Source organism: Streptomyces sp. NBC_00727 (assembly GCF_045161745.1).
GTDB lineage: Bacteria > Actinomycetota > Actinomycetes > Streptomycetales > Streptomycetaceae > Streptomyces.
Genome location: NZ_CP108981.1, coordinates 4717125 through 4730537, shown reverse-complemented (window position 1 = coordinate 4730537; position 13413 = coordinate 4717125). Strand labels below are relative to the sequence as shown.

General features: G+C 68.0%; 9 protein-coding genes. All 9 read right to left on the bottom strand.

Annotated elements, in window-relative coordinates:
• Window positions 1-27: 27 nt before the first annotated feature.
• Window positions 28-1659: an ABC transporter substrate-binding protein gene (locus tag OG242_RS21545; protein WP_405899717.1), complete on the bottom strand. Its 1632-nt coding sequence runs from the start codon at window positions 1657-1659 to the stop codon at window positions 28-30.
• 196 nt (window positions 1660-1855) lie between these two features.
• Window positions 1856-3001 (bottom strand): ABC transporter ATP-binding protein, encoded by a 1146-nt coding sequence (locus tag OG242_RS21540; RefSeq protein WP_405899716.1) that lies wholly within the window; start codon window positions 2999-3001, stop codon window positions 1856-1858.
• Window positions 2994-4052, bottom strand: coding sequence for an ABC transporter ATP-binding protein (locus tag OG242_RS21535; protein ID WP_405899715.1), 1059 nt, complete (start codon window positions 4050-4052; stop codon window positions 2994-2996). Before OG242_RS21535 ends, OG242_RS21540 begins: the two co-directional genes overlap by 8 nt.
• Before the next feature lie 10 nt (window positions 4053-4062).
• Entirely contained in the window at window positions 4063-5010 is a 948-nt protein-coding gene (locus OG242_RS21530) for an ABC transporter permease (protein WP_405899714.1), read from the bottom strand.
• Window positions 5003-5935 (bottom strand): ABC transporter permease, encoded by a 933-nt coding sequence (locus tag OG242_RS21525; RefSeq protein WP_405901687.1) that lies wholly within the window; start codon window positions 5933-5935, stop codon window positions 5003-5005. Before OG242_RS21525 ends, OG242_RS21530 begins: the two co-directional genes overlap by 8 nt.
• Window positions 5936-6103: 168 nt before the next feature.
• Window positions 6104-7747 (bottom strand): ABC transporter substrate-binding protein, encoded by a 1644-nt coding sequence (locus tag OG242_RS21520; protein WP_405899713.1) that lies wholly within the window; start codon window positions 7745-7747, stop codon window positions 6104-6106.
• A gap of 462 nt (window positions 7748-8209) precedes the next feature.
• Entirely contained in the window at window positions 8210-10084 is a 1875-nt protein-coding gene (gene typA, locus OG242_RS21515) for a translational GTPase TypA (protein WP_405899712.1), read from the bottom strand.
• A gap of 212 nt (window positions 10085-10296) precedes the next feature.
• Window positions 10297-12633 carry an ABC transporter family substrate-binding protein gene (locus tag OG242_RS21510; RefSeq protein ID WP_405899711.1) on the bottom strand — a complete coding sequence of 779 codons (2337 nt, stop codon included), beginning with the start codon at window positions 12631-12633 and terminating at the stop codon, window positions 10297-10299.
• A 219-nt stretch (window positions 12634-12852) separates the two neighbouring features.
• On the bottom strand, window positions 12853-13404 hold the full coding sequence (locus OG242_RS21505) for an isochorismatase family protein (protein WP_405899710.1): 552 nt from the start codon (window positions 13402-13404) through the stop codon (window positions 12853-12855).
• Window positions 13405-13413 lie beyond the last annotated feature (9 nt).

Here is a 13413-nt window from a genome sequence, read left to right as displayed (position 1 = left end):
CACCGCACGGTCACCCGGCTCGGTCCCCTACTTGACCTTGATCTGCTCGTACACCGGGACGCTGAACTGGTTCAGCGAGACGTTGGTGACGTTCTCCGAGTAGCCGGCGCTGCCGTTCTGGTACCAGAGCGGGATGACGGGCATCTGCTGGACCATGACCTTCTCGGCGTCCTGGAACGTCGAGACGGCCTTGGCCTTGTCGGATTCGGCGTTGGCCTTGTCGACGAGGTCGTCGAACTGCTTGTTGCTCCACTTGCCGTCGTTGGACGAGGCGTTGGTGTAGTACACGGGCTGCAGGAAGTTCTGGATGAGCGGGTAGTCCATCTGCCAGCCCGCGCGCCAGGCGCCGTTCAGCTTCTGCTGGGAGACCTGGCTGCGGAAGTCGGCGAAGGTGCCGACGGGGGCGCCCACGCACGCCTTGTTGTTGCCCATGACCTTGTTGATGCTGTTGCAGACGGCGTCGACCCACTCCTTGTGCGAGCCGGTATCGCCGTTGTACGAGATCTTGAGCTGGCCGCCGGGGATGCCGCCGCCGTCCTCGATCATCTTCTTGGCCTCGGCGGCGTTGTACGTGCACTCCTTGCCGCAGAGGCCCTTCTTGAAGCCGCCGTCCGCGCCGAGGACCGGGGAGGTCCAGTCGGACGCGGGGGTGCGGGTCTTCTGGAAGATCTGGTCGGTGATCTGCTGCCGGTTGATCGCCATCGACAGGCCCTGGCGGACCTTGGCCCCGTCGGGGGTGTCCCACTTCTTGTCGTAGAAGGGGAAGGCGAGGGTCTGGATGATGCCGGCCGGGGTGTTGATGTAGCGGTCGCCGAGGTCCGACTTGACGTTCTTGAGCTGGGAGGCGGGCACGTCGTCGACGAGGTCGAGGTTGCCGGCCGTCAGGTCGGTGTAGGCGGTGTTGTTGTCGGTGTAGACCTTGAGGTCGATGCCGCCGTTCTGCGCCTTGTCGTCCCCGGGGTAGTCGTCCCACTTGCGCAGGCTCATCGAGGAGCCCTTGGTGTACTTGTCGATGGTGTACGGGCCGTTGCCGACGGGCTTGGAGAGCCAGCCGGCGTGGTCGGTGAAGAAGGCCTTGGGGAGCGGGGCGAAGGCCGGGTAGCCGAGGGTGTCGGGCCACAGCGAGAACTTCTGCGACAGCTTGACCGTGAACGTCTTGTCATTGACGGTCTTGAGGCCGGAGAGCGTGGTGGCGCTCGCCTTCCCGGACTCGGGGTGGACCTTGTCGTAGCCGTCGATGTAGCCGAAGAAGTAGGCGTTCTTCTGGTTGTTCTTGAGGAGGGCGCCGTAGTTCCAGGCGTCCACGAAGGACTTGGCGGTGATCTTCTCGCCGTTGCTGAAGGTCCAGCCGTCCTTCACCGTGACGGTGAAGTTCTGGTTGTCCTTGGTCTCGATCTTCTCGGCGAGCATGTTGGTGGCCTCGCCGGTCTTCGGGTCGTACCTCTTCAGGCCCCGGAAGATCATGTCGAGCACCTTGCCGCCCTGCACCTCGTTGGTGTTGGCGGGCTCCAGCGGGTTCTGCGGGTCACCCCAGGACGAGCTGACGATCCCGTCGGCGCCACCTCCGCCACCGCCGCTGCCGCCCCCGCCGCAGGCCGTCGCCGCCAGGGCGACGGCCGCCGCGCATGCGGCCCACTTGACGTGTGTGGCTCCGCGCATGGAGTGCCTCCTCATAGTGCCTCGGCTTACGTGAGGTCAAATATCACCTCATAACGGCACTCATGCATGCACACACCCGCCATCCGGGGCAATCGGGGCCGCACCACGCGTATGCCCGGCCCTGACGCGACGGACCCCTCGGGTGCCTGAGGCAGGCTCCCAAGGGGTCCGTCGTCGTGCGGGCGGCGGGCGGCTCCTACGAGGCCGCGTGCACCACGTCCTTCTCCTCCGCGAAGTGGCAGGCCGACTCGTGGGCGGCCGGCGTCTTCGAGGCCTTGAAGCGCTCGGGGACCGCGAGGAGCGGCACCTCGGTGGCGCACTTGTCCTGGGCCTTCCAGCAGCGGGTGCGGAAGCGGCAGCCCGACGGCGGGTTGGCCGGGGACGGGACGTCACCGGTGAGGATGATCCGCTCGCGGCCCTCGCGGGCCTCCGGGTCGGGGACCGGGACCGCCGACAGCAGCGCCTGGGTGTAGGGGTGCGTCGGGTGGTCGTAGATCTCCGTGTCCGTACCGATCTCGGCCATCTTGCCGAGGTACATGACGCCGACCCGGTCCGAGATGTGCCGGACGATCGACAGGTCGTGCGCGATGAAGAGGTAGGACAGGTTGAACTCGTCCTGGAGCTTCGCCATCAGGTTGACGACCTGCGCCTGCACCGACACGTCGAGCGCGGAGACCGGCTCGTCGCAGATGATGATCTCCGGGTTGAGCGCGAGGCCCCGGGCGATGCCGATGCGCTGGCGCTGACCGCCGGAGAACTGGTGCGGGTAGCGGTTGATGTACTCCGGGTTGAGGCCGACGACGTCCAGGAGCTCCTGGACCCGGCGCCGCCGGTCGCCCTTGGGGGCCACCTCGGGGTGGATCTCGTACGTCTCGCCGATGATGTCGCCCACCGTCATGCGGGGGTTCAGCGAGGTGTACGGGTCCTGGAACACCATCTGGATGTTGCGGCGCACGGCCTTCAGCGCGCGGCCGGACAGCTTGGTGATGTCCTGGCCCTTGTAGAAGACCTCGCCGGCGGTGGCCCGCTCCAGCGTCATCAGCAACTTGGCGACGGTGGACTTGCCGCAGCCGGACTCGCCCACGATGCCGAGCGTCTCGCCCGCGTACAGGTCGAACGAGATGCCGTCCACGGCCTTGACCGCGCCGACCTGCTTCTTGAACAGGATGCCCTGCGTCAGCGGGAAGTGCTTGACGAGGTTGCGCACCTGGAGGATCGGCTCCCCCTGCGACACGGGCGCGTCGATGGCGGCTACGGCCTCCGCCTCGCTCGCCGCGTCGACGGTCTCCACGTCGGAGACGTTGGGGGTGGCCTCCACGGTCTCCTTCGAGATGTCAGCCATGGATCGTCTCCTTCCAGAAGTGACAGGCGCTGCGACGGCCGGCCAGCTCGGTGCCGTCCTGCTCGGTCACCGCGTGGAGCGGCGGGATGTCCGAACGGCAGATGTCCTGCGCCATGGTGCAGCGCGGGTTGAAGGCGCAGCCCGACGGCACGTGGAGCAGGTTGGGCGGCAGACCCTTGATCGCGAAGAGCTCCTGGCCCTTCTGGTCCAGGCGCGGGATCGAGGCCAGCAGACCCTTGGTGTACGGGTGCGCGGGGCGCTTGTAGATCTCGTGCACCGGGGCGGTCTCGACGATCCGGCCCGCGTACATGACCGCGATCTTGTCGGCGACGTCCGCCACCACCCCGAGGTCGTGGGTGATGAGGATCAGGCCCATGTTGTACTCGCGCTGGAGCTCCGCGAGGAGGTCCATCACCTGGGCCTGGACGGTCACGTCGAGCGCGGTGGTCGGCTCGTCCGCGATGATCAGGTCCGGTTCCAGGGCGAGCGCCATCGCGATCATGATGCGCTGGCGCATACCGCCGGAGAACTGGTGCGGGTAGTCCGAGACCCGGGCCGCGGCGGCCGGGATCTTCACCTGGTCCATCAGCTCGATGGCCTTGGCGCGGGCTTCCTTCTTGGACAGGCCCTGGTGGACCCGGAACATCTCGCCGAGCTGGTAGCCGACGGTGAGGACCGGGTTCAGCGAGGACAGCGCGTCCTGGAAGATCATGGCGATCTTCTGGCCGCGGATCTGCCGGCGCTCCTCGTTGGACATCTTGAGCATGTCCTGGCCGCGGAAGAGGATCTCGCCCTTGGGGATCTTCCCGGGCGGCATGTCGAGGATGCCCATGATGGCCTGCGCCGTCACGGACTTGCCGGAGCCGGACTCACCGAGGACGGCGAGGGTCTCGCCGGCGTCCACGCTGTAGTTGACCCCGTTGACCGCCTTGGCCACACCGTCGCGGGTGTGGAACTCCACGTGCAGGTCACGGACTTCGAGCAGGGGACCGACGTGGTCGTCACCCCGGCGTGCGGACGGGACTTCGGCGGTCTTGTTGATGGTGGCCACGTTCGCCCTCCTATCGCGACTTCGGATCGAGGGCGTTGCGGACGGCTTCGCCGAGCATGATGAACGCCAGAACGGTGATGCTGAGCATGATCGACGGGTAGATCAGGATGTGCTGTGCCACCCGGATCTGGTTCGAACCGGTCGAGATGTCGATGCCCCACGAGATGGTCGGGCTGGCGAGACCGAGGCCCAGGTACGACAGGGTCGCCTCGGCCGAGATGTACACACCCAGCGAGATGGTGGCGACGACGATCACCGGCGCCATCACGTTCGGCAGGATGTGCCGGAACATGATCCGGGTGGTGCTCGCGCCGAGCGCCCGGGCCGCCTGTACGTAGTCGGCCTGCTTCGCGGTGATCACCGCACCACGCATGACACGGGCGATCTGCGTCCAGCCGAGGAACGCCAGGGCGAGGACGACGACCCACACCTTGCGCTCGCTGAAGGACTGGAGCACGACCATCGCGCCGAGCAGGAAGGGCAGTCCCAGGAAGATGTTGGTGAAGCCGGAGAGGACCGCGTCCACCCAGCCGCCGAAGAAGCCGGACAGCATGCCGATCAGCCCGCCGAAGAGGGTCACCAGCGCGGTGACGCAGACGCCGACGGTGATCGAGGCGCGGGTGCCGTAGATGACGCGGGCGTAGACGCTGCGGCCCTGCCCGTCGTAGCCGAGCCAGCCCTCGGAGCCGATCTTGCCCAGCTCGGGCTTCTTCAGGAAGTGCTTCCCGAGGTCCGCGTGGGTCGCCGAGGCCCCGGTGAACAGGCCGGGGAAGACGGCTATCACCAGGAGGATGACGATCAGGACGGACGACACCAGGAAGTACGGGTTGCGACGCAGGTCGGCCCAGGCGTCGCCCCACAGGCTGCGCGCCTTTGCGGCCTTCACGACGGAGGTCGGGTCCGTGACGGGGCCGTGGATGTCCTCGGGCGCGGGTGCGGTCTTGGTCACGTCAGGCATAACGGATCCTCGGGTCCAGGACCGCGTACAGCAGGTCGACGATCAGGGTCATGAACAGGTAGACGAGCACCAGGATGGTGACGAGGCCTACCAGGGTGGTGCCTTCACGCCGGGTGATCGACTCGACGATGGTGCCGCCGATGCCCTTGACGTTGAAGACGGACTCGGTGACGACCGCACCGCCCATCAGGGCGCCCAGGTCGGTGCCGAGGAAGGTGATGACGGGGATCATCGAGTTGCGCATGAGGTGCACACCGATGATGCGGCGCTTGGGAAGTCCCTTGGCGACGGCCGTACGCATGTAGTCGGACCGCAGGTTCTCCGCCATCGTCGTACGGGTCAGCCGGGCCACGTACGCGAGGGAGAGCGAACCGAGCACGATGGCCGGCGTCAGCAGTTCGCTCCAGGTCGCCGCGTTGGAGACGTTGGGCTCGATGATCCCCATCTGGTCGGCGAAGACCGACTTCACGATGTGCGCCAGCACGAAGACCGGGATCGAGATGATCAGCAGCGTCAGGATCAGGACCACGTTGTCGGCCAGCCGGCCGGCGCGCAGACCCGCGACCATGCCCAGGCCGATGCCGAGGATGATCTCGATGACGAACGCCATGCCCGCCAGACGCAGCGTCACCGGGAAGGCGTCGCCGAGCACGTCGGTGACGGGGCGCCCGCTGGCTATCTGGTCGCCGAAGTCGAAGTGAAGGATCATGCCCTTCATGTAGTCCCAGTACTGCACCAGAATCGGCTGGTCCAGTCCGAGCTTGTGCCGCATCGCTTCCAGCGTGGCCGGGTCGGCACCCTTGTCCCCGAAGAGCCCGCGCACGGGGTCGCCGGGCAGCGTGTAGACCATCAGGAAGATCAGCAGCGTTGTCCCGAGGAAGACCGGGATCATCTGGAGCAGTCGTCGTGCGACATAGCGCCCCATCATGCCTCCATGTAATAGGCGGCGGCAGCCGACGGGCCCTCCCCCGCTCCGACTGCCCCTGTGGGTGGGTCGGTTGCGTGGAAGGGCCCCCCGGCCACTGCGTGCGGCAGGCGCGGGACCGTCCTTCTGTTGCGGTCCCGCGCGTGCGCGCGGACTACGTCGGTGTGGTTACTTCTTGACTTCGATCTGCGTCAGGATCGGGTCGCCGTCCTGGGCGTAGTCGACGTTCTGGACCTTCTCCGAGTAGCCGGCGTTGACCTTGTAGTACCAGAGCGGGATGGAGGGCATGAAGTTCACCAGCTCCTTCTCGATCTTCTGGTACGCGGCGACGGACTCGTCGAGCGAAGCGGCGGAGTCGGCCTTCTTGATCTCCGCGTCCAGGCCCTTGTCCGAGAAGTCGCCCTGGTTGCCCGCGGCGCCGGTACGGAACAGGTCCGAGATGAAGTTGGCGTTCACCGGGTAGTCGAGCACCCAGCCGGAGCGGTACAGGGACTTGACCTGCTTGTCGTCACGCGCGTTGGTGTCGGCCTGGAAGTCGGCCTTCGAGTCACCGGTGCACTTGACGCCGGTCGACTGCGTGATGCTGTTGCAGACCGCCTCGACCCATTCCTTGTGGCCGCCGTCGGCGTTGAACTGGATCGAGATCTTGTTGCCCGGGACGCCGCCGCCGTCCTTGATGAGCTTCTTGGCCTTCGCCGGGTCGTACTTGGTGACGTCGCCCGAGGCGTTCGGCTGGTAGCCGAGCACGCCCTTGGCGACCCAGCCGGTGGCCGGCTCGCGGGTGCCCTGCAGCACGGTCTTGGTGATCGTGTCGCGGTCGATGCCCATCGACAGGCCCTGGAGGACCTTCGGGTCGATGTCCTTCCACTGGTCGGTGTAGAAGGCGACGGCGATCGTCTGGATGGCGGAGTACGCCTTGTCCACGGCGCGGTCACCGAGGTCGGACCGGTAGACCGGGAGGTCCTTCGGGCCGATCTGGCGCAGCACGTCGACGTTGCCGGACTTCAGGTCCTCGTAGGCGGTTTCGAGGGTGGTGTAGTTCTTGAAGATCACACCACCGTTCTTCGCCTTGTCGGCACCCTTGTAGTCGTCGTTGCGGACGACCTTGATCTGCTTCTTGTGGTCCCAGCTGACGAACTTGTACGCGCCGTTGCCGACCGGCTTCTCACCGGCGGCCTTCGGGTCGGCGTAGAAGGACTCGGGCAGCGGGGAGAAGACCGTGTAGCCGAGCTTGTACGAGAAGTACGGCAGCGGGGCGTTGAGCTCGATGGTGAACGTGTAGTCGTCCACCTTCTTCAGACCGGACATGACGTCCGACTTCGGCTTGGCCTTCGCGTCCTCCGGGTGGACGTCCGCGTAGCCCTTGATGTCGCCGAACCAGGACGCGTTGGTCTGGTCGTTCTTGATGTTGGCGGCCCAGTTCCAGGCCTTGATGTAGGACTCGGCCGTGACGGGGGTGCCGTCGTGGAACTTCCAGTCCTTCTTGAGCTTGACCGTCCAGAGCTTGGAGTCCTTGGTCTCCACGGACTCGGCGTTGATCATCTCAAGCTTGCCGGAGGCGTCGTAGTCGACCAGCTGCGAGAAGACCGCGTCGGTGACGATGCTGCCGTTCGACTCCATCGTGTTGGCCGGCTGCAGCGGGTTCTGCGGCTCACCGACCTCGACGGAGAAGATGCCGTCCGGGTTCACAGCACCCTTGGCGCTGTTCTTGCTGCCCTTGTCGGCATCGTCGTCGCCGCCGCCACAGGCAGTCGCAGCCAGGGCGATGATGGCCGCTCCCGCGACCCACTTGGCGCTCTTGGCACCACGCATGGGTTTCCTCCTCATGAGTCCACTTTTGACTACAAGAAGGGCACTGGGTTGATACACCGACACCCCTGACGGTGATCGTTTCAGTGCCCTTAGTGTGCTCGTGAGTCGGCGCACTCCCCACGGTGCGTGACCCATTGACCCGAGCTCAACGGAGCCAACTATTAAGTACGTCTGGGCCTTAAACCACACTTATAGGGTCTCGTTTTGACAACATCCGTCACTCGCGCGGACCAAAATCCGGACAAAGTGATCCCAGACAGACACTCCCGAAACGGACTGTTAACACATGTTTCGGAGAGCAACCTCCGATAACCGGACGTTTTCATCTCACATGCTGGACGAGCGGCCGGAAAAACGCTTGACCAAGGCCCAGGGCCCCCACAGTGTCTGTGAGGGCCCTGGGCTTCGGCAATGCCTGGGTACTGACGGATCGTCGGCCGAAAACGGCCTACCGGATACGGCTCAGCCGTGCTTGGCGCGCGAGGCGGAGCGGCCGCGCTCCTTCTGGTCCAGGACGACCTTGCGGATGCGGACGGTCTCCGGGGTGACCTCGATGCACTCGTCGTCGCGGCAGAACTCCAGGGACTGCTCCAGCGACAGCTTGCGGGCCGGCACCACGTTCTCCGTGGTGTCGGCGGAGGCCGCGCGCATGTTGGTGAGCTTCTTCTCCTTGGTGATGTTCACGTCCATGTCGTCGGCGCGCGAGTTCTCGCCGATGATCATGCCCTCGTAGACCTCGGTGCCGGCCTCGGTGAAGATGACACCGCGCTCCTGGAGGTTGACCATCGCGAACGGCGTCACGGTGCCCGCGCGGTCCGCGACCAGCGAGCCGTTGTGACGGGTGCGCAGCTCGCCGAACCACGGCTCGTGGCCCTCGAAGATCGAGTGCGCGATGCCCGTGCCGCGGGTCTGGGTCAGGAACTCCGTACGGAAGCCGATGAGGCCGCGGGACGGAACGATCCACTCCATGCGGACCCATCCCGAACCGTGGTTCGTCATCGTCTCCATGCGGCCCTTGCGGGTCGCCATGAGCTGCGTGATGGCGCCGAGGTGCTCCTCCGGCGAGTCGATCGTCATGCGCTCGATCGGCTCGTGCGTCTTGCCGTCGATCTGCTTGGTGACGACCTCCGGCTTGCCGACGGTCAGCTCGAAGCCCTCACGGCGCATCTGCTCGACGAGGATGGCGAGCGCGAGCTCACCACGGCCCTGGACCTCCCAGGCGTCCGGGCGCTCGGTGTCCAGGACGCGCAGCGAGACGTTACCGATCAGCTCGCGGTCGAGGCGGTCCTTGATCTGGCGCGCGGTGACCTTGTGGCCCTTACCGCCCTTGCCGACGAGCGGCGAGGTGTTGGCGCCGATGGTCATCGAGATGGCCGGCTCGTCGACCGTGATCAGCGGCAGCGCGATCGGGTTCTCGGTGTCGGCCAGGGTCTCGCCGATCATGATGTCCGGGATACCGGCGATGGCGCAGATGTCGCCCGGGCCCGCCTTCTCGGCCGGCTTGCGGGTGAGCGCCTCGGTCATCAGGAGCTCGGTGATCCGGACGTTGGACTGCGTGCCGTCACGCTTGATCCAGGTGACCGTCTGGCCCTTGCGCAGCTCGCCCTGCTCGACGCGGCAGAGCGCGATACGGCCGAGGAAGTTGTCGGCGTCCAGGTTGGTGACGTGCGCCTGGAGCGGGGCGTCGTCGTCGTACTCCGGGGCCGGGACCGTGGAGAGGATGGTGCTGAAGAACGGCTCGAGGCTGGAGCTGTCCTGCGGGACCGTGCCGTCCTCCGGCTTGGTCAGCGAGGCGACACCGTCACGGGCGCAGGCGTAGACGATCGGGAACTCGATCTGCTCCTCGTCGGCGTCCAGGTCCAGGAAGAGGTCGTACGTCTCGTCGATGACCTCGGCGATCCGGGAGTCCGGACGGTCCGTCTTGTTGATGCAGAGGATGACGGGCAGCTTCGCCGTCAGTGCTTTGCGGAGCACGAAGCGGGTCTGCGGCAGCGGGCCCTCGGAGGCGTCGACCAGCAGCACGACCGCGTCCACCATCGACAGGCCGCGCTCGACCTCACCACCGAAGTCGGCGTGGCCGGGGGTGTCGATGATGTTGATCGTGATGACGTCGCCGCCATCCTTGGGGTGGTACTTCACGGCCGTGTTCTTGGCCAGGATCGTGATGCCCTTCTCACGCTCCAGGTCGTTCGAGTCCATCATGCGTTCGTCGAGGGACTCGGCAGCGTGCGCGGCGAAGGAGCCGGCCTGCTTGAGCATGGCGTCGACCAGCGTGGTCTTGCCGTGGTCGACGTGGGCGACGATGGCTACGTTACGGATGTCGTGGCGCGTGGGCATGGGTGGCTTGCGCTTCTCTCGGATCGGGGATTCAGGCGTCTTAGTCGGTCTTGAGTCCTCGTACGCCCGCCGGGCGGACGCGCCACGGCTAGCCCCCATGGTACGGGCCGCCCGCGACTGCGGCTTCCCGGGCGGTTTCCAGCGGCCGCAGAGAGCTTGACGGCCTCGTGCTCGGCGGCGGGCTCGGGGCTGACTCCGAGGGCCGATGCCCGCTACCTCTTCGGGTGGGCCGGGGTGCCCGCCGCCTGCGGGGTCTTGTAGCCGATGTCCTGGTAGTGCGGGACGCCGAAGCCGAAGGCGCCGACGTTCACGAGGGTCCTGGCGGTGGCGACGAGCTGGGGGCGCTGGAAGAGGGGAATCGATCCTGCGGCGGCCCAGATACGGGCGTCCGCCTGCCGCATGAGGTCCTGGGCGGCCTTCTCGTCCAGCTCCGAGACCGCCTGGTCGAAGAGCTGGTCGATGTGGTCCGAGCCGACGCGGGTGTAGTTCTGCTCGACGAGCAGGGAGCCGTCGGTCGCCGGGACCGGCTTGGCGTAGATCGGGCGGTCGTCGGTGGCCGGGTAGGCGGAGGCGGGCCAGGAGTACAGGGCCATGTCGTAGTCGCCGGAGGCCACGTGGTCGCGGAAGTAGCTGTCGTCGGAGACCTTGGTGATCACCGTGCGGATGCCGATCGTGTCGAGCATCGCGGCGATCTTCTCGCCCACGCTGCGCAGGCCGGCCGAGCCGGGCCCGGACGGCAGGACGAAGCGCAGGCTCAGCGGCTTGCCGTTCTTGCCGAGCGGACCGCGGGCCGCGTCGGCGCCCTCGGCCGGGGCCGCGGTGCCGGCCGGGGCGTAGGCTCCGGCGGCTCCCCCTGGCTGCCGGTCCTGGGCCCGGACGTCCCGGGCGTCCTCGGAGACGCCCGTGGCGCCGAGGCGGCCGGCCTGGCGCAGCAGGGCGTCGCTCTGGGCCGCGGCGACGGGGGCGGGGGCGAGGACCCGGGTGGCGCCGTCACCGGGCTTGTCGTCGCCGACGACGTATAGGCCGTCGGCGGCGGAGGGCTCGCCGGCGGCGCGGTTCGCCTTGCCGTCGTCGCCCTCGGACTCCTTCCCGGCGCCCCCCTTCTTCTCCTCGGCCTTCGTGTCCGCGTCCTTCTTCTTCTCGCCCTCGCTGCCGGCCTTGGTGCCGTCGTTCCGCGCGAGGGCGCCCTCGCGCGTCCAGCCGGCGTCGGCCAGCAGTGCCTGGGCCTTCTCGGTGTCCTGCTTGCCGAGCGCCTCGCTGCTGTCCTTGTACGCGGGCTGCCCGGCGACGGCCAGGTGGCTGCCGAGCGGCTGCGCGGGCAGGCCGAGCGGCTTCAGTACGGTGTCGGCGAGCTCCTGGCGGTCCAGGGCGCGGGCGACGGCCCGGCGCACCCGGTCGTCGGCGAGCGGCCCGGTCTCGCCGTTCAGCGCGAGCTGGGTGTAGGCGGGTTCCAGCGCCTTGCGGACCGTGTAGGCGCGCAGCCCGCTCTGCTCGGTGGCGTACGCCTCGGCCGCCTCGGCCTTGTCGTCCCGGACCGCCTGCTCCTCCTCGGCCGCCTCCTCGTCGGTCCCGTGCGCCACCGCCCAGGAACGCAGGGCCTGGGCCGGGGTGAGCGCGGCGCCGGGGCCGTGGGCGCCGGGTGCGCCGGCGGCGCCCTCGCGGGCGGCCTGGGCGATGCGGTGGGCGGTGGTGGAGTCGACGTCGGCCACGTCGACCGTGCCCTCGGCCAGCGCGTCGGTGCGGTCCTCGGGCTTGACGGCCTTGAAGACCAGCGAGTCCAGCTTGGCGGGGCTGCCCCACCAGCGGGGGTTGCGGGTCAGCGTGACGGACCCGGTCTTCTTGTCCACCTCGCGCAGCCGGAACGGCCCGGCCGTCTCCTTGACGGTGGTGCGCGCGCCGTCGTTGAAGGCGTCCGGGGAGCCCGTCACCTGCTTCGGGTACAGCGGGGAGAACAGCGAGCGCCAGTCCGCGTACGGCTTGGCGAAGGTGACCTTGACCTCCAGGTCGTCGGAGCCGCGCTCGATCTTCTCGATGCGTTCGTAGCCGGCGTTGCGGGCGGTCCAGAACGCGGAGTCCTTGCCGCTCAGCGCCCGCCACTGGGCGACGAAGTCCGGGGCCCCGATCTCGCGGCCGTCGCTCCAGACGGCCTGCTGGTTGAGGCGGTAGACGACGACCTGGCGGGGCTCGGTCTCGGTGACCTTCGCGGATTCCAGGTAGTCCGGGTTGAGCTGCGGCCGGCCCTTGTCGTCCAGCGGGAAGAGCGTCGGCAGCAGAGCTCCGGTGATCCGGGTGGTGGCGCTGTCGGCGTCCGCCTGGAAGGCGTTGAGCGTGGCGGGCAGCGCGTCGATCGCCCAGGTGACCTTGCCGCCGTCGGCGACCTGGGCCCGCGCGGCACGCGCCACGTCCTGCGGCACGACGGCGACGGCCGCCGTCTCGTCCCCGTCCGAGCTGCATCCGGCCAGGGCGGGGAGGGTGAGGACGCCTGCGGTGAGGAGGGCGGGCAGGCGGCGCTTTCGGGCCGTCCCGCGCGGGACGCCGACGTGGGACATGGCTGAAACCTCCGGGGACGGCCCGGCCCGCACCGGAATGGGCCGGATTGCATGTGTTTTGGTGGAATTTGCAGTTGATCACACTGATTCCGCCCCACTACTGAAAACGCCCTCGCGCGGGAAGGCGGCGCCGACACGGCGCGGCGCCCCGGAAGCTCACCCACGTGGCGGAGCGCCGCAGCCCGGCGGGCTACGGCGCTCCTTGTCGTCGGGATCCGCTCAGCCCAGCAGCTTGACGATCTCGTCGGTCGTGCCGGTCTCGCCGAGGCGCGGGAAGATCCGCCGCACGCTGTTGTCGTGGGCCTCGCCGCTCATGTCGGTCATGGCGTCCGTGGCGAGGGTGACGTGGTAGCCGTGCTCGTGCGCCGAGCGGGCGGTGGATTCGACCCCGATGCTGGTCGCGATGCCGGCCACCACGACCTGGGTGACGCCCCGGCGGCGCAGCTGGAGGTCGAGGTCGGTGCCGTAGAAGGCGCCCCACTGCTGCTTGGTGACGACGATGTCGCCCTCGCGCGGGCCCATCTCGGACACGATCTCCGCCCAGTCGGCGGCGGGCTTCCCGGACCGGGCCGGACCCTCGTTGCGGCCGGGGGCGCCGCCGGTGACGCGGACGAGGACGACCGGGAGGCCCTTGGCCCGGAAGGCGTCGGCGAGGGTCGCGGCGTTCGCGATGACGTCGGCCGAGGGGTGGACGGTGGGCAGGGCGGTGATGCCCTTCTGGAGGTCGACGACGATCAGCGCGGTGTTCGGGTCGAGGACGGTGGCGGTCATGGTGGTGCT